Annotated in this window: 20 protein-coding genes; 19 read left to right on the top strand and 1 reads right to left on the bottom strand. The window is 54.6% G+C overall.

Going from position 1 to position 20,325, the window contains the following annotated elements; genetic code table 11:
* Nucleotides 1-41: 41 nt before the first annotated feature.
* Nucleotides 42-1,622, top strand: coding sequence for an acyl-CoA carboxylase subunit beta (locus tag HYT79_03510; protein ID MBI2069646.1), 1,581 nt, complete (start codon nt 42-44; stop codon nt 1,620-1,622).
* 23 nt (nt 1,623-1,645) lie between these two features.
* Here HYT79_03510 and HYT79_03505 read toward each other — a convergent pair whose 3' ends face one another.
* Complete coding sequence (locus HYT79_03505) at nt 1,646-2,092, bottom strand: FKBP-type peptidyl-prolyl cis-trans isomerase (GenBank protein MBI2069645.1); 447 nt, start codon at nt 2,090-2,092, stop codon at nt 1,646-1,648.
* Between the two features lie 46 nt (nt 2,093-2,138).
* Here HYT79_03505 and HYT79_03500 point away from each other — a divergent pair, with 46 nt between their 5' ends.
* The 18 genes from HYT79_03500 (at nt 2,139) to HYT79_03415 (ending at nt 20,302) form a co-directional block, all read left to right on the top strand.
* Nucleotides 2,139-2,396: a hypothetical protein gene (locus HYT79_03500; protein MBI2069644.1), complete on the top strand. Its 258-nt coding sequence runs from the start codon at nt 2,139-2,141 to the stop codon at nt 2,394-2,396.
* Nucleotide 2,397: 1 nt separating this feature from the next.
* Nucleotides 2,398-4,023 carry a ribonuclease R gene (gene rnr, locus HYT79_03495; protein ID MBI2069643.1) on the top strand — a complete coding sequence of 542 codons (1,626 nt, stop codon included), beginning with the start codon at nt 2,398-2,400 and terminating at the stop codon, nt 4,021-4,023.
* A 2-nt stretch (nt 4,024-4,025) separates the two neighbouring features.
* Nucleotides 4,026-5,159 carry an HRDC domain-containing protein gene (locus tag HYT79_03490; GenBank protein ID MBI2069642.1) on the top strand — a complete coding sequence of 378 codons (1,134 nt, stop codon included), beginning with the start codon at nt 4,026-4,028 and terminating at the stop codon, nt 5,157-5,159.
* A gap of 57 nt (nt 5,160-5,216) precedes the next feature.
* Nucleotides 5,217-5,897, top strand: coding sequence for a Crp/Fnr family transcriptional regulator (locus HYT79_03485; GenBank protein ID MBI2069641.1), 681 nt, complete (start codon nt 5,217-5,219; stop codon nt 5,895-5,897).
* Nucleotides 5,898-5,965: 68 nt separating this feature from the next.
* Nucleotides 5,966-6,388, top strand: coding sequence for a DUF488 family protein (locus HYT79_03480; GenBank protein ID MBI2069640.1), 423 nt, complete (start codon nt 5,966-5,968; stop codon nt 6,386-6,388).
* Complete coding sequence (locus HYT79_03475) at nt 6,385-7,491, top strand: hypothetical protein (GenBank protein ID MBI2069639.1); 1,107 nt, start codon at nt 6,385-6,387, stop codon at nt 7,489-7,491. The genes HYT79_03480 and HYT79_03475 overlap by 4 nt, the downstream gene beginning before the upstream one ends.
* The gene (locus tag HYT79_03470) at nt 7,488-8,477 is read left to right on the top strand and encodes a hypothetical protein (protein MBI2069638.1); all 990 of its coding nucleotides are present in this window, start codon (nt 7,488-7,490) and stop codon (nt 8,475-8,477) included. The genes HYT79_03475 and HYT79_03470 overlap by 4 nt, the downstream gene beginning before the upstream one ends.
* Nucleotides 8,474-9,916, top strand: coding sequence for a sigma-54-dependent Fis family transcriptional regulator (locus tag HYT79_03465; GenBank protein ID MBI2069637.1), 1,443 nt, complete (start codon nt 8,474-8,476; stop codon nt 9,914-9,916). The genes HYT79_03470 and HYT79_03465 overlap by 4 nt, the downstream gene beginning before the upstream one ends.
* On the top strand, nt 9,916-10,140 hold the full coding sequence (locus HYT79_03460; GenBank protein MBI2069636.1) for a NifU family protein: 225 nt from the start codon (nt 9,916-9,918) through the stop codon (nt 10,138-10,140). The genes HYT79_03465 and HYT79_03460 overlap by 1 nt, the downstream gene beginning before the upstream one ends.
* A gap of 113 nt (nt 10,141-10,253) precedes the next feature.
* Complete coding sequence (locus HYT79_03455) at nt 10,254-10,841, top strand: hypothetical protein (protein ID MBI2069635.1); 588 nt, start codon at nt 10,254-10,256, stop codon at nt 10,839-10,841.
* Between the two features lie 86 nt (nt 10,842-10,927).
* The gene (locus HYT79_03450) at nt 10,928-11,176 is read left to right on the top strand and encodes a hypothetical protein (GenBank protein MBI2069634.1); all 249 of its coding nucleotides are present in this window, start codon (nt 10,928-10,930) and stop codon (nt 11,174-11,176) included.
* Between the two features lie 21 nt (nt 11,177-11,197).
* On the top strand, nt 11,198-12,226 hold the full coding sequence (locus HYT79_03445; protein ID MBI2069633.1) for a radical SAM protein: 1,029 nt from the start codon (nt 11,198-11,200) through the stop codon (nt 12,224-12,226).
* Nucleotides 12,223-13,122 carry an FAD-dependent oxidoreductase gene (locus HYT79_03440; protein ID MBI2069632.1) on the top strand — a complete coding sequence of 300 codons (900 nt, stop codon included), beginning with the start codon at nt 12,223-12,225 and terminating at the stop codon, nt 13,120-13,122. Before HYT79_03445 ends, HYT79_03440 begins: the two co-directional genes overlap by 4 nt.
* 81 nt (nt 13,123-13,203) lie before the next feature.
* Complete coding sequence (locus tag HYT79_03435) at nt 13,204-14,430, top strand: radical SAM protein (protein ID MBI2069631.1); 1,227 nt, start codon at nt 13,204-13,206, stop codon at nt 14,428-14,430.
* Nucleotides 14,427-15,275 (top strand): hypothetical protein, encoded by an 849-nt coding sequence (locus tag HYT79_03430; GenBank protein MBI2069630.1) that lies wholly within the window; start codon nt 14,427-14,429, stop codon nt 15,273-15,275. The genes HYT79_03435 and HYT79_03430 overlap by 4 nt, the downstream gene beginning before the upstream one ends.
* Nucleotides 15,276-15,330: 55 nt before the next feature.
* The gene (locus tag HYT79_03425) at nt 15,331-16,938 is read left to right on the top strand and encodes an isochorismatase family protein (protein MBI2069629.1); all 1,608 of its coding nucleotides are present in this window, start codon (nt 15,331-15,333) and stop codon (nt 16,936-16,938) included.
* Nucleotides 16,935-18,896: a hypothetical protein gene (locus tag HYT79_03420; GenBank protein MBI2069628.1), complete on the top strand. Its 1,962-nt coding sequence runs from the start codon at nt 16,935-16,937 to the stop codon at nt 18,894-18,896. Before HYT79_03425 ends, HYT79_03420 begins: the two co-directional genes overlap by 4 nt.
* Nucleotides 18,893-20,302, top strand: a complete 1,410-nt coding sequence (locus tag HYT79_03415) for a tyrosine phenol-lyase (GenBank protein MBI2069627.1) — start codon at nt 18,893-18,895, stop codon at nt 20,300-20,302. Before HYT79_03420 ends, HYT79_03415 begins: the two co-directional genes overlap by 4 nt.
* The last annotated feature ends 23 nt before the right edge of the window (nt 20,303-20,325 follow it).

Here is a 20,325-nt window from a genome sequence, read left to right as displayed (position 1 = left end):
TTATGGAAATCGAAAATAATCCGTTAACAGTCGAGAAAGTGATGCCCGCGGCCTTGAAAAAAAGCCGCAGCGCTTTGCCGAGCGCTAAAACCAAACAGCTCGTCGAGCTCAAGGAACAATGCGTCCAAGGAACTTCGCCGGAGAAAATCGAGGCTCAAAAGGCGAAAGGCAAACTCACGGCCCGCGAGAGAATCGGGTACCTGCTTGATGAAGGCAGTTTTCAGGAAATTGGTCTCTTCGCCAAGACTCGAGCCAAGGATTTCAACCTGCAGGAGAAATGCCCTCCCGGCGACGGCGTGGTGACGGGCATCGGCCGGATCCGCGGAAAACAAGTCGCTCTTTTTGCCCAAGACTTTACGGTATTGGGCGGCTCCCTGGGCTTGGCCCATGCCGTCAAAATCGCCCGTTTGATGGACATTGCGATCGAGAACAAAATGCCGATTATCGGGCTGCTCGATTCCGGCGGAGCCAGGATTCAAGAGGGCGTCGATAGTTTGGACGGCTACGCCCAGGTCTTTGCCAGAAACGTCAAGGCTTCCGGCGTTGTTCCGCAGATCTCCGCTATTTTGGGCCCCTGCGCCGGAGGCGCGGTTTACTCCCCGGCTTTAACCGATTTTGTTTTTATGGTCGAGGGCATCAGCCACATGTTCATCACCGGGCCGGATGTGGTTGAAAAGGCGACCGGAGAGAAAGTTGATTTTGCGACGCTGGGGGGCGCGCTCATGCACGGCCAGCAAAGCGGCGTCTGTCATTTTGTGGCTCAGAGCGAGCCGGATTGTTTCCGGCAGATCAAGGAGCTGTTAAGCTACCTGCCCGGCAGCTTCCGGGAGAGCCCGCCTTCCGCCATCACCACGGACAAGGAGACCAGAGAAGTTCCTGTTCTTGAGCTTTTATGCGAAATGGACCCCAAAAAACCCTATTGGGTTCAGCACGCCATCCGCCAGGTCGCGGATGAGCATAAATTTTTTGAAATTCATCAAAATTACGCCAAAAACATCGTGGTCGGATTTTTGAGGCTGGGGGGCAAGGTTGTCGGCGCGGTGGCCAATAATCCGGCTCAAATGGCGGGCGCTTTGGATACCCATGCCTCTCACAAAGCCGCGCGTTTCATCCGGTTTCTCAACACCTTCAATATTCCGCTGTTGACGTTCGTGGACGTGGGCGGCTACTGGCCCGGCGTTGACCAGGAGCAAAACGGCATCATCCGCCACGGCGCCAAACTCCTCTTTGCCTATGCCGAGGCCACGATCCCCAAAGTCACGGTTATTTTAAGGAAGGCCTATGGGGGCGCCTATATCGCCATGGGCTCCAAATTTTTAAACGGCGATTTTAATTTCGCGCTGCCTTCGGCGGAGATCGCGGTGATGGGGCCCCAAGGGGCCATTGAAATTCTTTACTCCAAAGAGATCAAGCAATCGCAAAATCCAGCGGCAACGAGAGAACAGTTGAGCCGGGAATATGCCGAGAAGTTCGCTTCTCCTTATCAAGCCGCGGCCGCCGGTTCCATTGATGAGGTCATCGAGCCCAAGATGCTGCGCACGCGGCTTATCCGGGCTTTCCAGGCGTTGGCGCAAAAGAGAATGCCGGGCGCCCAGGTCCTTAAGGGCAATATCCCTCTTTAGGAACGCGGGCGGCGGAAAGGAATTTACTGGATGCCTAAAAGTTCGACGTCGAAGATGAGATCGGCGTTGGGCGGGATCACGCCGCCGGCTCCTCTTGAGCCATAACCCAAGGCCGCAGGGATATACAGCCGCCGTTTACCGCCGACTTTCATGCTCGCGACGCCTTCGTCCCAACCCTTGATCACTTGGCCCACGCCGATGTTGAAGGCGAAGGGCTGCCCGCGATCAAGCGAGCTGTCAAATTTTGTGCCGTTGGTTAAGGTCCCCGTGTAATGAACGGTGACGCGCTGTCCGGTCTCAGGCGAGGCGCCGGCGCCGACGACATTGTCTGTATATTTAAGTCCGGAGGGAGTCGTGACTTCTTGAGATTGAGAGGATTTGCCCATATCCGTTTCCTTTATTTGGCCTGTTTTTTTATTGCATGAGACCGCGAACAAAGCGGCCAGCAGTAAAATATGTTTCAATTCCATATCGAATTGAGTTTAACAATTTTAGATTTTTAGATAATCAATAGCGTTGGCGCATTCTCATCCCAAAACCATCGAAGGGCAGCTTGTCCTTAAAGGAAAATTCGGGTTCGTGCTTTCGGAGAAACCCGGCGTCGCGGATATTTACGTGCAAGGCGATACGTTGCGCTTGGCCATGAACGGCGACCGTGTGGCGGTAAAAATTTCTCCTTCTTCGGAGCCGTCGCGTCCGGAGGGGGAAATCGTTCGCGTCATCAGCAGGGCGCGCGCCAACGTCGTGGGAATTTTTCAAAAAATTCGCGGCTAAAATCACCGAATGGCCGGCGCCCGACTCATGGGCCGGCGGGGTTTTAATCGAGGCGTTGGGATCTCGCGCAAATCCCGATGTGGATTTGAAAGCGCTTCTTAGGAAGTTCGATCTGCGCGTCGAGTTCCCGGCCGAGGTTCAGGCGGAAGCGGAATCGTTCGCAGGGGAAGTCCCGGAGTCGGCGTGGCAGGGACGGGAAACGTTTTTTCATATTCCGGTATTCACCATCGACGGAGCGGACGCCAAGGATTTTGACGATGCGGTTTCCCTCGAAGAGCGCCCGGAGGGCGGTTGGCGGCTGGGGGTGCACATCGCGGACGTGGCCCATTACGTGGCCGAAGGCCGTCCGCTGGACGTGGAATCCTACCGGCGCAGCACCAGCGTTTATCTCGTCAACAAAGTGGTCCCGATGCTGCCCTTTAAGCTTTCCGACGGGTTGTGCAGTTTGGTGCCGGATCAGGTCCGTTTAACCCTATCCTGCCTCATGGATTTGAACTCGCAAGGCCGTGTCGTGAGCCACCGGATCGTTGAAAGCGCCATCCGCAGCGCCAAGCGGTTCACGTACGAAGACGTGGAATCGATTTTAAGAGGAGGCGCCGGCGCGGGCGCGCCTTCCGCCGTGATCGATTCGGTAAAAAAGATGGGTTACCTCGCTCGTCTTTTGCGCAAGCTTCGTTTCAAGCGCGGATCCCTGGATTTTGATTTTCCCGAACCCTATATCGTTACTGATGAGGGCGGGCGGCCCGTGGACGTGCGCCGGCGCGAACGCTTGGAGAGCCATCGTTTGATCGAGGAGTTCATGCTGATGGCCAATGAAACGGTGGCGACCGAGATGCGGCGATTTCCTTTTCTTTACCGCATTCACGAACGGCCGGATACATTCAAAATGGGCAAGCTTGAGGAAATGTTGAAGGCCGCCGGCCTTGCCGTGCCGCCGGGATTTCATCAAGGACGGCCCTCGGCGCTTGGGAAAGTTCTGGAATCCGTCAAGGGAAAGCCCGTCGAGGGGATGATTCACATGATGGTCCTTCGGACTTTAAAGCAAGCGGTTTATTCTCCGGCCAACGCGGGTCATTACGGCTTGGCATCGGCTTGTTATACGCATTTCACCTCGCCGATACGCCGCTACCCTGATTTGGCCGTTCACCGGATCGTTAAAGAGCGGCTGCGCGGTAATTTGAGCGCCCGGAGGCAGGAGCATTGGAAAACGATTTTGCCGAATATCGGCCTTTGGACTTCGCAGTGCGAGCGCTTAGCCGTGGATGCGGAACGGGAATTCCTGGATTTGAAAAAAGTTCAAGTCATGACCAGCCGCGTCGGGGAATCCTTCAACGGCATCATTTCTAACGTTACGGCGTTCGGTTTTTTCGTTCAGTTGAACGATATTTTCGTTGAAGGCTTGGTGCATGTCTCAAACCTGAGGGATGATTACTACATTTACAACGAAGCCCGTTCGACGCTGACCGGACGGCGCACGGGCCGCGTCTTGCATATGGGCCGGCCGGTGCGCGTCAAATTGGCCGCGGCCAACCTCGCGAAAAGGCAATTGGATTTTGAATTGGAACAAGCGCTCCCGCCGCGCGGCCATCAACCCGCCGGCCGAAGAAAGAACCGTCGTTTCAGGTGAACTTGTCCGTAGAGATTGTCGCCACCGAAAGCGCCTTGGAGGGCGCCGTTGCCCGGGCGCAAGATTTTCCAGCCGTTTCCTTGGACACGGAGTCCGACAGCTTTTACCGGTATCCGGAGCGTTTGTGTTTGGCGCAGTTGGCCGCCGGCGACCGGGTTTGGCTTATCGACACTCTCTCGATCCGTCGTTTGGATTCATTGCAGCGCTTGTTGGAAAACCCGCATGTGGGGAAAATTTTTCATGCCGCAGAGTACGATGTGGCGGTGCTTCGGCGGCGCTGCCCTTCCCTGACGAAGGTGGCCAACCTTTTCGATACCATGGCGGCCGCGCGCATTTTAGGCTGGAATGACCTCGGCCTGTCCGCGATTTTGGAAACCCGCTTTAGCGTCAGGCTCGACAAGGACATGCAGCGCTCCAACTGGGGGCTGCGGCCTTTAACAAAGGCGCAGATTCACTATGCGGCCGAGGACGTGCGCTATTTAGCCGCCCTGAGCGAATTGCAAGCGCGTGAATTAAAAGAACGAGAACGGTGGGAACACGCCCGCGAGGCGTTTGAGGCTTTGGCGTATTCCGAGATCGCGATCACCGAGTTCAACCCGGAGGGATTCCGTTCTCTTAAAGGAGCGGCGGATTTGGATGGCTCCGGGCTTGCCCGGCTGCGCGCCTTGTATTTGCTCAGGGAGCAGGAGGCGCGCGCCAGACATTTGCCGCCGTTTAAGGTATTGACGAACGCTTTGATGGTGGATTTGGCCGGCGCCGCGCCAAGCACGCGCTCTCAATTGAAAACTATTAGAGGGGTGTCGCCTTATATTTTCGGAAATTACGGGGTTAAGATTCTAAAAGCCTTGGAGCGCGCCCGCGCAGGTCCGGCCGTGGGCCCCGGGCCCTTTTCCCGGCGCGAGCTTAGCCGGGACCAAGTCAGACTTTACGGCAAGCTCAAGGATTGGCGCAAGGCCGTGGCTCAAACGCAGGGCGTGGCGCCAGACGTGATTGTTTCCAACGACGCGCTTAAAAAAATCGCTAAGGCCGGGCCGGGCAGTGTGGACGCGCTGGCCGCGCTCGAAGTCATCGGACCCTGGAAGCTTAAAGAGTACGGCGAATCCCTGGTTGCCGCGGTTCGTTGCGAACTCCCGTAACGGGACATCCAACTCATAAAGCTGAAATAAATAAGATAATCATGGGTAGCAGGCGTTATGGCTTTTTCCCGGGCGGATATCCTTAAATTTTTGACCTCTATCGAGCCGTTTCGTTCGCTTGAGAAGAAAGACCTGGAAACTATCGCGGATGCGGTCCGGGAAAAGACATTCGGCAAGGGCGAGACGGTTTTTAACGAGGGGGAAACAGCCGACAGCGTCTGGGTGCTTTTTAAGGGCAGGGTTCAGATTTTTAAATACACGTCGGACGGCAAGCCTTTTGCCATCGAAGTGTTGGGCCCGGGCGAGCTCTTCGGAACGCTTTGCCGGTTGGGCGGCAACGGCCGGGATTACCCGTGCACGGCGATCGCCTCGGAAAAAACCAGCGTCTTCAAAATTCTAGACCGGACTTTTCTCGAATATTACATGAAAAGCCCGGGATTTATCCGCGGCGTTTGCTCCTTGTGTTCCGAGCGCCTTAAGGACGTCCAAGATTTGCGTTGCCAATCGCAGGAGACCGTCCCCTATCGCTTGGTCACCACCCTTCTTCGGCTCTACGGCGTGCACGGCGAAACCATCCCTTTTACCAAGAGGGAACTTTCCCAGTTGATCGGCGCCACCCTGGAGACGACGTTTAGGGAGCTCAAAGAGCTTCAAAAGAAAGGCTGCCTGAGCTCCTCCTGGGGGAAAATTGTGATCAAGAAACCCGAATTGCTCAGAAAAGCCGCCGATAAGCTTTAGCGTCCTGCCAGGCAAGTATGACCTAAATCATAGTTTCACCCTGCCTTTGGCTGTTAGGCTGATGGTGTATGGGGTGGACATTGATCCAAGATCCGATTCGCGTGCGCAGCCTGGGCTGCTCGGGACCGGGCTATCGCGTGCTGGCTGCCTGGAAGCGGCCGAAAGATTTTATCGTCAAAAAGCATTTTGACGTTTGGATTCCGGCCTTGGCGCCCAGCCACAGATTGTGGGAGCTTTATGCCTCCAAAAACGTTCCCTGGACGGAGTTCTCCGCTCGTTATTCGCAGGAACTCAACGCGCCCTCAACCCAAGATATTTTGAAGCCCTTGGCCTTGTTGTCTTTTCGAAGGCCGGTCGTTCTTTTGTGCGAATGCTCGAACCACTTGCGCTGCCCGACCGCGATTTTAGCGAAAGCCCTGGCTCAATGCCGGGAGAACGGCAATTTTGTTTTAAGCCAGCAATTCAGCCGCACCATGCGAGGGCCGCGATGAAAAGCGGCATGGCTCTTGGGTTGCGCGGTTCCGCGAAATTAAATCTTCGCGGGCGGTTGATCGGCCGTTTACAGGCAGCCAAGATCATTGGGTTGCCTGAGCGGGAATTCGCCAAATTCATTCAGGAAATCGAGATGGACCCGATGTTCCTTAAACTTTATTTGCCTGAAAAAGGCGCGCCGAGAGTGATCCGCAGAAACCCCTGGACCAGGGCCGGGCTTTCCGGGAGTTTTTATGCGTTTGACGAGAATTTGGCCGCGGGATCATCGGCCGGCGTGCCCGTCGAGTCGTTGCTGGCGGGAAAGGCGGAATTGGTCGGGCTGATCAGGCGGATCGGACGCGAGGCGTTTGAAAAATACTTTCTTTACGGAGAGGATATTCGCAGTCTTGAAGAAATCGCCGGGCTGACCGGCCTGAGCCCCGAGGAGGCCCGCCGTATTCACGAGATGATCCTGGAGGTCGGCGTTCAGTCTTTATTCAGCGAAGACGCCCGGGCGCAACCGGCCTTGCGGTTTACCCAAATCGCCCGCATTGAAGTGGATGAGGCTTCGCCCGAGCGGCCTCTTTTTCTTTTTAATCTGCCTTACATGGCGCGAGGCCGCTACCTCATCAATCAACAGGTTCTCGACGAGCTGAAAGATCGCGGGGTATTCAAGACGCGGGAGGAAAAAAAGAGCCTGCGCCGGCTTATTGAAAAAATCAATCTGGCCAATTTAAGGCAAAGCACATTGTTCAGGATTTTAGAGACCGTTTGCGCGGCGCAGGCCAAATACCTGGCGACCGGTAAAACAGCGCTCAAAAAACCGCTGTCCATGAGGTCCTTGGCGCGTGAACTGTGTTTGGCCCCCAGCACCATCAGCCGAGCGGCCCATGGGCGCGGCGTCAAATTGCCTTGGGGGCAGGAGGCGCCCTTGAGCGCTTTGATGCCGGCTAGGCGCGAAGTCATTCGGTCGATTTTGGATGAGGTGCTTCCCCTCTGGCCGAAAGAAAAGAAACGATCCGACCGGCGCCTATCCAAAGAAGTCCAGGCGCGCTACGGTCTGGCCGTCAATCGCCGGACGCTCAATGCCGTCAGGAACGCCGTTGAGGAGCAGGCTCCATGAAATTAGATTTCATCGACCGATGGCGGACTCATCTGATCGGGTTGATCCTGTCATCCATGACCATCGTGATCGTTATTTTTCTCATTTGGGAGCTTCTTGAATACAACTTATTCTCCGGGCTCGACATCGCCGCTTTGCATGTCCTCTATATTACGCGGGGGATCGCCTTGAGCGTGGTGCTGACCGCTTGGTCCGTTTGGTTCATTATGAAGTACAGGCGCCGTTATGAAGAGGAGCAAAAAAAGCTGGCGGCTCAGCTTTATCAGGCGGAAAAGTTGACCGCCCTCGGACAGTTGGTCAGCGGCGTGGTCCATGAAATCAATAACCCGATCGGCATTATGGTTTCAAGGCTCGAACTGATGTCGGATGAGGCGAAGAATTTCGGCGCTCCGGATGGCCACCTCAAGGACATCGAGGTTGTACGCAAGCAAGCCTCCCGAATCGGAGCCATTGCGCAGAATCTCCTTTCATTCGCCAAAAAGACAGGCGCCCAATATGCGGATTTGGACCTCAATCAGGTCGTTGCGGCCACCATTTCCTTGATCGACCATGAATTTAAAAAGAAAGAGATTGTCCTGGATTGCCGTCTGGCGCCGTCGCTTCCGGCGATTAACGGCAATTTCAATCAGCTTCAACAAGTGCTTTTAAATCTCTTGAGCAACGCCCGCGACGCTTTGGGCAACGGCAATGGATCGAAACCTCATGCCCGGCCCGCCATCCGCATCGCCACCTGGAAAATGCCCGAAGAAAATTTTGTGCGTTTGAGCGTGATCGACAACGGGCCGGGCATTAAACCTGAATCTGCCAGGCGCGTTTTCGACCCTTTTTATACGACCAAACCGGAGGGAACGGGTCTGGGCCTCTCCGTTTCTTACGGAATCATTCATGAGCATGGGGGCAATATCGTCGTGGCCAACAACGGTGAAAAACGCGCCTGCGGAACGTGTTTCATGGTCACTCTGCCCGTTCGAAAGGAGCGCCGATGAAGGAACGAATTTTGGTCATTGATGATGAGCGGGAGATGCTCGAAAATATCGAACGGGTTCTGAGGCGGGCGGATTATCATGTCGCTACGCTGTCGAACCCGTTGCATTTGGAAGAAGCCCTTCGGAAACATTCGCCGCATTTGGTCCTGACCGATTTAAAAATGCCGGGGAAAGACGGTTTGGCGGTTTTAGATGAGATCGCAAAAACATTGCCGGCTACTCCGGTCATCATGCTGACCGCCTTCGCTACGTTTGAATCCGCCGTCGCGGCCATGAAAAAGGGCGCCGTCGATTATATCCCCAAGCCTTTTACCAACGAGCAACTGATGGTCGTGATTGAAAAGGCCCTCAGGGAACGGCGCTTGCGCGAAGAAAATTTGTCGTTGCGGCAGAAATTGGGAACGCTCTATGGGCTGGATAATTTTGTGGGCAATAGCCCAAGGATCCGGCAAGCCCTGGAATTGGTGCGTAAGGTTGCCTCGACCGAAGCCAACATTTTGATTCAAGGCGAATCAGGCACCGGCAAGGAGTTGATTGCGCGCATCCTTCACATGAATTCCCGGAGAAAAGACGGGCCGTTCGTGCCCGTGGATTGCGCGTCCTTGCCGCAGGAGCTTCTTGAATCCGAACTATTCGGCCATGAGAAGGGAGCGTTTACGGACGCCACCGCCAGCCGGCCCGGCATTTTTGAATACGCCAACGGGGGCACTATTTTTTTGGATGAAATCGGCGACATGCCCCTGGCCCTGCAGGTCAAACTTTTGCGCGTGCTCCAAGAGCGCCAAGTCAGGCACCTAGGGTCCAATCGTTTGATTCACGTGGACGTGCGGGTTATTTCCGCCACCAATAGAAATCTCAAAGCCGCCGTTGAGGAGAAGGCATTCCGCGAGGAGCTTTTTTACCGATTGAACGTCATTGCCGTTGATTTGCCTCCATTGAGGATGAGGGAGGGCGATGTCGCTCTTCTGGCGCGTCATTTTTTGAGCCAATTCGCCAAATCCAGCCCGCGATTGATTCGGGGATTTTCCGCTTCGGCGTTGCAGATGTTGGAAGGTTATTTCTGGCCCGGCAATGTCCGCGAGCTTCAAAACGTCATCGAGCGGGCCGTGGCCTTGGCGGACGGCGAATTCATCGAACCTAATGACTTGCCCGAAAGCCTTCGCGGGCGAATCGAACACCGGCCGGCTGCGCCGGCTTTTGCCAACAGCTCTCTTATCTACAAAGAGGCCAAACAAAAATGGCTTGAAGATTTCGACAGGCAATACCTTAAAAATGTGTTGATTCAGCATGGCGGCAATGTTTCCCGGGCCGCCCAACAGTCCGGAATCGATAGGAAAACGATCCATCGGATGCTGGCTAAATACGGTCTCGGCCGCGATGAATTCCACGAGGAAGCCCCTGGCGAGGCCAATGGGGCCGAAACTTCTGGAGGTGTGTGATGAGAGATTTAGTTCTTAAAGCCATTGATCATATTCGGCCTTTTATTCAAGGCGACGGCGGCGATATCGAACTCGTCGACATCACGCCCGACCGGATCGTGCGCGTGAGGTTGACCGGCGCTTGCGAGGGCTGCCCTTTTTCCGCCATGACGCTCAGGGGGGCCGTTGAAGAAGAGATCAAAAGACTGGTGCCTGATATTAAAAGCGTCGAAAGCGTCGAATGACCGGCGCTACCGGGGCCGCTGTGGCAGGGGAGTCCCAAAAGCGGACTAATTAGTCCTGATTTAGTGGCTGTTTTGTTGCTTAAGCTAGATATTAAAATCTTAAGGAGGTATTCGTGAAAAAAGCAGTCATCGCAATGTTTTTAATTCCGATGTTAACGGGAGGTTTGCTTGGGGCGGATACCAAAAGCAAAGACAAGGCCTCTTCGTCCTCGGCCGCGGACGCCGAAAAACAAAAAGCCCTGGCCAGTCCTTATGCCAATGATTTGGGTCCCGATAAGATTGAAGAAGTGGTCAAAGGCTATCCCAAGAACATTCAAGAAGGCTACCGGTTGACGTTGGCGAAATGCGCCGCTTGCCATACGACGGCCAGGCCGCTGCATTCGCAGTTTGTGGAGCCGGAAGGAAAAGACGAGGCTGAAAAGAAAAAGCTGGCGGCCGATTGGGCGGCCAAGTACGCCGATAAGAATGTTTGGCAAATTGAAGACAGCATCTGGAAGCGCTACGTCAAGCGCATGTCCGCCAAACCCGGGTGCAATGTGGGTCAGGACGGCAAAAAGATTTGGGAATTTTTGGTTTATGACTCCTCCCGCCGCAAGGTCGGCGCCAACGCCGAATCGTGGAAGGCGCATCGCTTAAAACTGCTTAAAGAGTTTAAAGAAAAGTATCCCGCCAGATATAAAGAGCTTTACGGGGACCATTAAATTCACCGTTAGCTCAAGAGCAATTCAGGGCGATTGCGTTCACACGGCTGGCCATTTTGTTGCATATGCCTATAGATGGAGAATCGATGGAAGTTCACAAGACATTAGACGTGCGCTGGCTGAGTTTTTCTTATGCCCTCAGGGGGGTGTTGATGGCGCTCGATGCCATGACTCAGGGACAGGCATTGGAGCTTAGGGTGGATTCGTTTGTGGCCGCTGATTTTAAAAGTTCTTTAGAAAGTCAGGGTTATAAGGTCGATCGTATCGGGGAAAAGATTGAAGGGGCGGACATTACCCTGATTGTCGCTAAATCTGCGTGCGGCCCGGCAGATTAATAAATAAAGAAAGGAGGTCATATGGCCGGTCATCTGGAAACCCAACTTAGGCGTGTTTATTGGGAAACTACGGCCGGATGTAATTTACGCTGCATCCACTGCCGCAGAACGGATGTTTTGGTCAAGGGCTCCCCGGACGAGCTCAACACCTCGCAAGCCAAAGGTTTTATCGATCAGTTGGCCGCCGGCGGAAAACCGGTGTTGATTTTTTCAGGCGGAGAGCCGCTGTTTAGGAAAGATATCTTCGAGCTGTTGTCCTATGCGCATGGTTTGGGGCTGCCGGTCGCTTTGTCGACGAACGGCACGCTCGTGGACGGCCGGCTGGCCAAGAAGATCAAGGACTCCGGCGTGTATTACGCATCGATCTCTCTTGATGGAGCGAAACCGGGGACCCACGACACTTTTCGCGGCAAAGGCAATTTCGAGCGGGCGATCCGGGGGATGATGCATCTGCAAAATTTGGGGATCAAGGTGCAGATCAATTTCACCGTCACCAAACAAAATGTCGCCGAAATCGAGACCATGTACCAAATGGCCGGGGCGCTTAAGGCGCAGGCCTTGTATTTGTTTTTGCTTGTTCCGGTGGGATGCGGCATTCAGATCGCAGAGTCGCAAATGCTTTCGGCGCAAGAAGTGGAAACATGGCTTCAATGGGTTTTTCAAAAAGAGCAAGAAGGGCCCGTCCCGGTGAAAGCCATTTGCGCGCCCCACTATTACCGGATCGAGACGGGTTATTTAAACGACGGCCATTGCAACGGGACGCATAGAAAGGGCTGTTTGGCCGGCATCCATATGTGCTTTGTTTCCCACAAGGGGGATGTTTTTCCTTGCGGCTACCTGCCGGTTTCTTGCGGCAATATCAAAGAGAAGCCGTTCGCGGAAATTTGGGACAAAGCGTCGCAATTTTCCAGCTTGCGCGACAGCGGATTGCTTGAGGGAAAATGCGGAGCATGCGCTTTTAAAACGGTTTGCGGCGGTTGCCGGGCGAGGGCCTATTACGCCTACGGTAATATGTTGGCTGAGGAGCCGTACTGCGCTTATCAACCGTGAGCAGGCGAATTTGGGATGCGGTCGTCATCGGCGGCGGCCCGGCCGGGTTGGCGGCCGGCATGTATTTGGCCAGGGTCGGGTTTAAAACGGCTTTGCTGGAAAAGAATCAATGGGGAGGCCAGGCCTTCCTGATTGATCAAATCGAGAACTACCCCGGATTCCCCGACGGCATCTCCGGCCGGGCCTTGATGAATCGCTTTTACCGGCAAGCCGGACGCCAGGGTTTGGTTTTCTTCAAGGAGGAGGTTTCGGGCATTTCAAAGGAGAGCGGCCGGCGGTTTTTACTTGAGACCGAACATTTGGATTTGGCCTGCCGGGCCTTGGTGTTGGCCACGGGCGCGAATTTTAAGGAATTGGGCATTGCCGGCGAATCGCAATTTTTGGGCAAAGGCGTTTACTACGGCGCCTTTGAGAAGGCGGCGCGTTTTCGCGGAGAAGACGTCGCGGTGGTGGGCGCCGGGGACGCGGCCGTCCATCAGGCCGTCCATCTGGGCCGTTTTGCCAAGCGAGTTTATGTCCTGTGCCGGGGGGCCGGCTTGAGCGCCGCGGCACATCTGAAAAAAAGAATCGGCGGTTTGCCCAATGTGAAAATTTTATACGGCACGCGGGCGATCGCGGCTGAGGGCAACGGAGCGCTTAAGAGAGTCAGGATACAAAGCGAGGGGGATCATCCGAACAGTCTCAATGTCTCGGGACTGTTTATCCTCATCGGCAAAAAGCCCGATGAAACGTTAATCGGAAGAATTTCTCCTCAAGAGGGCGTTTTTACAGCCGGCGACATTCACTCAGGCCGCTGCCGGCAGGTGGCCATCGCCAGCGGCGACGGCATGCGCGCAGCCATGTTATGCGCGGAATACCTATCCGGAATCCGCTCGCATAGAGTAAGTCCTAATTAAGTTTGACAAGGTCATGGGTGTAAATTTTGTTTGTTAAGTATTAAACATATGTTTAGTACAATTGTTTAGTACAAGGTTATTATGATGCTGACATTTAATTTTTATCATCCCGAAAAAAATCATCCTGATTGGTCTAGTCTTTTGCGCGAAGCGCAGGGTTTAAGCAAAGAGCTGCTTCCTTTATTGGACCGGCCGCAAAAAAGAACTGATTTTTGGCGGCGCCGGCTGGCCGCCGGCAAAACCGCGATAAAAAATTACGGATTGAATCGCTCTTTAAAAAAGCGGGGGAGGGAAGATTTCCGCCCGTTGTATTTTATCTGGACGCTGACGCGGGTCTGTAATTTTTCCTGCATTTATTGCGACGATCATACCGGACGAAAATACCCGGATTTAAGCAATGCGGGCATGCTCAACACTGCGCAGGCCGTGGAACTGCTCAAAATCATGCGAACCGGAACCGCGTCGGTTTATTTCGCCGGCGGCGAACCCACGGCGCGGCCGGATTTGCCGGCGCTGGCCCGCGCGGCCAGGGATTTGAAGTATTTCCCCATTGTCTTAAACACCAACGGCAGCCGTTTTCATCATGTGCTGAAACTCGAATCCTGGAAGAGTTTGCTGGCCGATCTTGACATTGTCGTCGTCAGCCTTGACGGCTTGTCGCTCGACGTGCTGCGGGATATGTGGCGGTATCGAAATCCGATTGATGTGTTGCGCAATCTGTTGGTTCTTCGGGAGTTGTCCAAGGAACTCAAATTCAAATTAATGATTAATATGGTTATTCAGCCGGGGTATCTTGAGGAGGCCTGGTCTGTGCTTAATTTGGCCAATGACCTGGGGATATGGCTGACTCCCGTGCCCCAAAATCGCGGCTCCTGCATCGACCGGCGCCTGCTGGATGATCCGGCTTATATTGAGCTTGCCCTGGAGATTCTCAAGAGGCAACAGGCCGGGTATCGTATCGCGGGATCGCCGCGCCTGAACCGGCGCTTGTTGTTTGCGGAAAAACTCAATTGCCGCAATACCGTCAAACCTCACCTTGATTTTAACGGGCGTCTTTTTTGGCCCTGCAAGTCCAGCGTCAATGTCGCCCCCGAAACCGTCGACGTGCTCAATTTCGCCGACGTTGACAGCCTTTACCGGCATGCCTGCACTTTAGTCAATCCGACGGGATTTCACGGTCCGGCGAAGAACCAATGCGGGGGAAACTGCAACTGGGCGCAAAATTACACCACCGACAGCTATCTGTACGGCCTTGATCATCCGTTTCATTTATTGCGGGAAGCCGCCGGGTTTTCGAGGGCCGTATGACCGTCCGCGCGCTTGCGGCCGAGCTGAGCCGCAACATTGAATCGTTCCGGTCGCATCTCAATGCCGCGGGCGTGCTCATTGACGCCGGGGCCGTGGCCATTGTCGGGATTGCCGTGTTAGCTTGCGCCGATCGTCCGGTATTCATGCTTTTCTTGGTTTCGGCTGTTTTCGGGCTGCGGTTTTTTTTATGGCGCCTGTGGGTTCGCCGGAACAAAAGCCATTCCATGGCTGCTGAGATCGTTTTTGTCGCCTGTTGCGCGGCCATCGGCGCTTTCAACGACTGGAATTCAGTCGACGGACATGGCGTTTACCATTATCGCGCTGCGCTTTTATTCCCTTGGATTTCGACGATTCCTTTTTGGATGCTGCTTTATTGGGGATTGATCCTGCGTTTTTTGGCTTCGTTGTTGAATGTTCGAAAGTTTTTCTTGACCGGCCCGACGCAGGGCGGCGGTCTTTTTAAACGAGCGGCGTTCGCGGGTATTTTGGTTTTGCTCACGCGGCAGGCGATTTATCGGTTTTACGCCGATCCTTGGATGTCATGGCTGCCGTTCGCCGCCGCTCTTCTGGGTGCGCTGACCTTTTATCGCCCCGGCCCGCTGAAAATTGTGATTTTATCGGTGATGACGGCCATGGCCGTGGGGACGGAGATTCTATTCATTCAAACCGCGGGTTTGCATGAATATTATTTGGGCGTCATCGGCGGGGCGCCGGTTTGGATTATGCTGTGGTGGTTCTTAGCTTTTATTGTTTGGGGCGATTTGTCCGTTAGTTTGTTAGGTTTGATACGGATTGCGGGACAAAAATTCCGCACCCTGGGGGCGTCACAGCCCCGCATACCGTAAAGAATCAAAATAAAAAACGAATTCTTGGCGAGCTTGTTGCTATCAATAACTCCTAATGAGGATTGTTGAGCAAAGGCGAGTCGCGGGCCTGGCTTCGTTATACCTTGCCGAATTAAGAAACAACCCCGGCCTTTTGATCGAGTTTGTCGACACCTTGGAGCCCGGCGTTCCCAAAAGAGACAAGTGGGTGATGATGGTTTCCACGCAATTCGGCTGCCCGGTGGGCTGCCGCATGTGCGATGCCGGATCCCTCGGTTTTCAAGGGAATTTGACGGCCGAAGAAATCATGGAACAAATCCGCCTTCTTGTCCGTTTCAACCCGGGGTTGAACATTCAACGGCACCCTAAGGCCAAGATTCATTTTGCCCGGATGGGCGAGCCGGCTTTAAACCCGGCGACGCTGGAAGCGCTGCGCCTATTGGGCCGGGAATTCGGGTATCCGGGAATTTTGCCCAGCATTTCGACGGTCGCGCCTAAAAGCGCGCCCACATTCGCGTTTTTTGAGGAGTTGCTCCGGATCAAAGACGCCTATTACGCGGGCGGGAGGTTTCAGCTTCAATTTTCCGTGCATTCCTTGGATGAAGAAAAACGCCGGATGATTGTCCCCGTCAAGAAATGGAGCCTGGAGGATATTTCCCGTTTCGGGGAGCGTTTTGTGAAGCCGGGAGACCGCAAAATCACCCTTAATTTCGCCCTGGGGCCGGACGAAGCGCGTGATCCCGGCGGCCTTGACCATTATTTTTCGCCCGAAAAGTTTTTGGTCAAAATCACTCCCGTCAATCCTACGGCGGCTTCCAACCGGTCGCAAACCACGAATGTGTGGCAGAAAGCGCCCGAACCCATCATGGAATATGCGGGCAGGCTTAAGAAAGAGGGATTTGACGTGATCCTAAGCCCCAGTTTGCCTCAAGAAATCGACGCCGCAACATCATGCGGACAGCTTTGGTCGGCCGCCCTCAAAAAAAGAGCCCGGTTGACCGCCGGCAATTTGCTCAAGGACGTCCAAAGTTATGTTCATGGCGAGAACTTGCCCGCTAAAACGGATTGTTGGAAAACGCAGATCAGCGAGCTCAACAGGCGCAAGTTTGTTCTGGATGCGGAGAAAGCCGGGCTCTTGATCGTGGATATGCAGGAGTTTTTTTTAAGCCCCAGAAGCGAGGCTTACTTGCCGGCTTCCAGAGCCATTTTTTCCAATGTGCGTCTGCTGGCGGAAACGTTCCGGGCCGCGGGGCGGCCCGTCTTTTACAGCCTGCACGCCCACAAGAACCCGAGTTTAGACGGCGGCCTGATGACGCTGATGTGGAAAAAGGTTTGCCTGGCGGGCACGCCCGAGGCCAGGGTATCGCCGGCGCTCGAACCTCGGGAGGGTGAAGTATTCCGCAAATGCCGCTACAGCGTGTTTTCCAACCCGAAATTCGAAGCCGCGCTTTACCGCGGCGGTGTCGAGCATCTCGTGGTGGCGGGCGTCATGACTAATTTGTGCGTGGAATCCACGGTGCGCAGCGCTTTTGATTTCGGCTTTAAAACCTTCGTGGCCATGGATGCCACGGCCGCGCAGTCGGAGGAATTGCACCTGGCCTCTTTGCGGAATTTGGCCTGCGGTTTTTCATCCGTGTCAACGACGCGGGATTTTATCGAACAATTAACGGGGGTTCCCGCATGACAAAAGTTCTCCTCACCAGCGTTTGCCGTCCGCTGGGGCCAAGATACGGCGATGCGCCGAGCGTGGGTTATGAGCTGCTGTTCGGTCAGGTGACCCGTGCCCAGGGTTTGTTCAGTCCCCGGGCCACGCATGCGCATTTTTCTTTGGAGTACGTGGCTGAAAATTTGGAGGCTCCCACGGTCGTCCTTCAATACCCATCGCGGCGCGAGCTGATTCGCGAGCTAAAGAAAGGGTATGACTATATCGGCGTTTCTTTTTTGCTCGCGGTTGTTCACAAAATGAAGGAGACGGTCGCGCTGATACGGCGCTATTCCCCACAGAGCAAAATCATCCTGGGCGGCTACGGGACCGTGCTGCCCGATGAACTCCTCAAGCCTTACGGCGATTATATTTGCCGCGAGGAAGGAGTCGCTTTTATGCGGCGGCTGTTGGGGGAGCCTGAAATTCCCATGCCGTATCGACACCCCTTGATCGTCAGCCGTTTGAACGTTTTTTCATTGCCGGTGTCGAAAACAGGCATGGTGTTCGCCGGGTTGGGCTGCCCCAACGGATGCGATTTTTGCTGCACCTCCAATTTTTTCAAACGCAAGCACATCCGTCTGCTGCCCGAGGGCAAGGATATTTATGCGGTGATCGAACGCTATCTGGATTTGGACCCGGACATGGTGTTTACCATCCTCGATGAGGATTTTCTTTTGAATAAGAAACGGGCCATGGATTTCAGGGAATGCGTTTTAAAGGGCGGGCGGCTTCCCTCGATTTTCGTTTTTTCCAGCATTCGGGCCATCAGCCAGTATACGGTCGAAGAAATTTTGGAAATGGGCATCGACGGATTTTGGATCGGCTACGAAGGGACCCGGTCCGGATACGCCAAGCAGCAAGGCCGGCCGCCCGGGGAGATTTTGCGTGAATTTCGCGAGCACGGCATCACCATCCTCGCCTCCATGATCGTCGGATTCGATTATCAGACGAAAGAAATCGTGGCTCAGGAATTAAACGGCTTGATGGAGCTCAAACCCGCTCTTTCCCAGTTCCTTATTTACGGGCCCATCCCCGGTACGCCTTTCCATGAACGCGTGGTCAGGGAAGGCCGCTTGAGGGAGGATTTGACGCGACACCCCGAAACGTTTTACCGCAGGTCGGACGGTTTTGCCGCAATGGTCAAGCACCCCACGCTCTCCGCGGTTGAAATAGAGGATATTCAGCGCTGGTGCTTTCGAGAGGATTTTCACCGGCTTGGGCCGAGCGTGTATCGCGTCGTGGACAATTGGCTGTGCGGTTACGAACGTTTGAAGGATTCGGAAAACCCGGTATTGCGCCGCAAAGCCATGATGTATGCCCGGGACGTTCGCAAGGCCTACCCGATTTTGTTCGCGGGAACCGTGCTGGGACCCAATCAAAACGTGCGCGCTTGGATCGGGGAATTAAGAGAGCGGATCTATCGTTCGTTGGGGCGGCCGGTTTTACTTGAGCGCCTGGCCTCCGCAGCCGCGTTGGCCGCGGCTTTATGGACCGCGTTGACTTTAAAGTTAGGGATTTTTCAGCACCCGCGTCTTGGCCGCAGCGTTTATCGCATAGCGCAGAAAAACTGGGGCCACTTTAATCTCTGGCAGGAAATTCAGCAGGAGATGGCGGCTCGCGGACTCTCCGTCAGCGTCGAGCTCCAGCACGCCAAAAAACTCGTTTGGATGCGTTTGGAAGGGGCCATGAAAACCGTTGAGGCCGAACATCTGGTCCGGCGGGTCCGCGGCGCGCTTGAGGCGAGCCGGTCGCGCCTTGTTCTTGATCTTAAGAAGCTGGACCTTTCGCAAGCCGGCGGTTTGGACGCATTCAAAAAAGGTTTGCGGGACTATCGCCGCAGAATCCGCTTAGTGCTGCCTCGCCTGGCCTCTGTTCATCCTGAATTATTGATTTTGGCCAGAATGTTTTCTAACTACAAGGACGGTGTTCATTTTTGACGGCGTCAATTTTACCGGAGCCTTATAAGATCAAGGCCGTGGAGCCGGTCCGCCTGATTTCAAAGCAGGAGCGGGAGAAGGCCATCCGCGAGGCCGGTTACAATACTTTTCTTTTAAGAAGCCGCGACGTTTACATCGACTTGTTGACGGATTCTGGCACCAATGCCATGAGCCAGGAGCAGTGGGCCGCGCTCATGCGCGGCGACGAGGCTTATGCGGGCGCCGAAAGCTATTACCGGTTCCAGGAAGCCGTCGAGGAGGTTTACGGCTTCAAGTACGTCATCCCCGCGCATCAGGGCCGCGGCGCGGAAAACATCTTGTCAAAGTGCCTGATCAAGCCCGGCGATTTCATTCCCGGCAACATGTATTTCACCACCACCCGGCTGCATCAGGAACTTGCCGGAGGGACATTCGTGGATGTGATTATTGATGAGGCGCATGATCCCAAGATCAATCATCCCTTTAAAGGGAACATCGATTTAAAAAAATTGACCGGTTTCGTTAAAAAGACGGACGTTCGCAAAATTCCCTATATCACCATCGGCGCTCCGGTCAATATGGCGGGCGGCCAGCCCGTTTCCATGGACAATTTGAATAGCGTGTCGCGATTGGCCCGCTCCTGCGGCATCAAAGTCGTCATTGACGGGGCGCGTCTCGTGGAAAACGCTTATTTCATCCAGCAGAGGGAAAAGGGATGGGGGGAAAAACCAGTCAAGCAAATCGTGCGGGAAATATGCGCCTTGGCCGACGCCATCGTCGTCAGCGCCAAAAAGGACGCGTATGTCAATATCGGGGGATTCCTGGCTACGAACGATCAAGGGCTGTGCGAGGAAGCCAGGAATTTATGCGTGGTTTACGAAGGATTGCATACGTACGGCGGTTTGGCCGGCCGGGACCTGGAGGCTTTGGCCCAGGGGATACGGGAATCCGTTGAGCGCGATGATTTGATCGCGCATCGCATCAGCCAGGTGCGTTATTTGTGGGAGAATTTGAACCAAGCGGGCGTTGCGCTGGTCAACCCGGCTGGAGGGCACGCCGTGTTTATCGATGCCACGGCTTTTTTACCGCATGTTCCAAGAGCGCAATTTCCCGCGCAGTCCTTGACCGCCGAAATTTACGCGGACAGCGGCGTGCGCGCCATGGAGAGGGGGATTGTATCGGCCGGACGGGATTTGGAAAGCGGAGAAAATCATATCCCTAAGCTGGAACTGGTTCGCCTGGCGCTTCCGAGAAGAGTTTACACGCAGTCGCATTTGGATTATGTTTGTTCGGGCATCCGGGGGACGCTTGCGAAGCGCGATCACATCAGAGGGGTGTCCATGGTTTATGAACCTCGTTACCTGAGATTTTTTCAGGCCCGATTTGCATTAATCCCGCAAAAAATAAAAAGTGCCGTTCGCGCGTAATCGCTCGATGTAAAAGAAGGTGC

This window comes from Elusimicrobiota bacterium, from assembly GCA_016180815.1.
Taxonomy (GTDB): domain Bacteria; phylum Elusimicrobiota; class Elusimicrobia; order JACQPE01; family JACQPE01; genus JACPAN01.
Note: the sequence above shows the minus strand (reverse complement) of the source record. Positions and strands in the feature narration are given on the sequence as shown.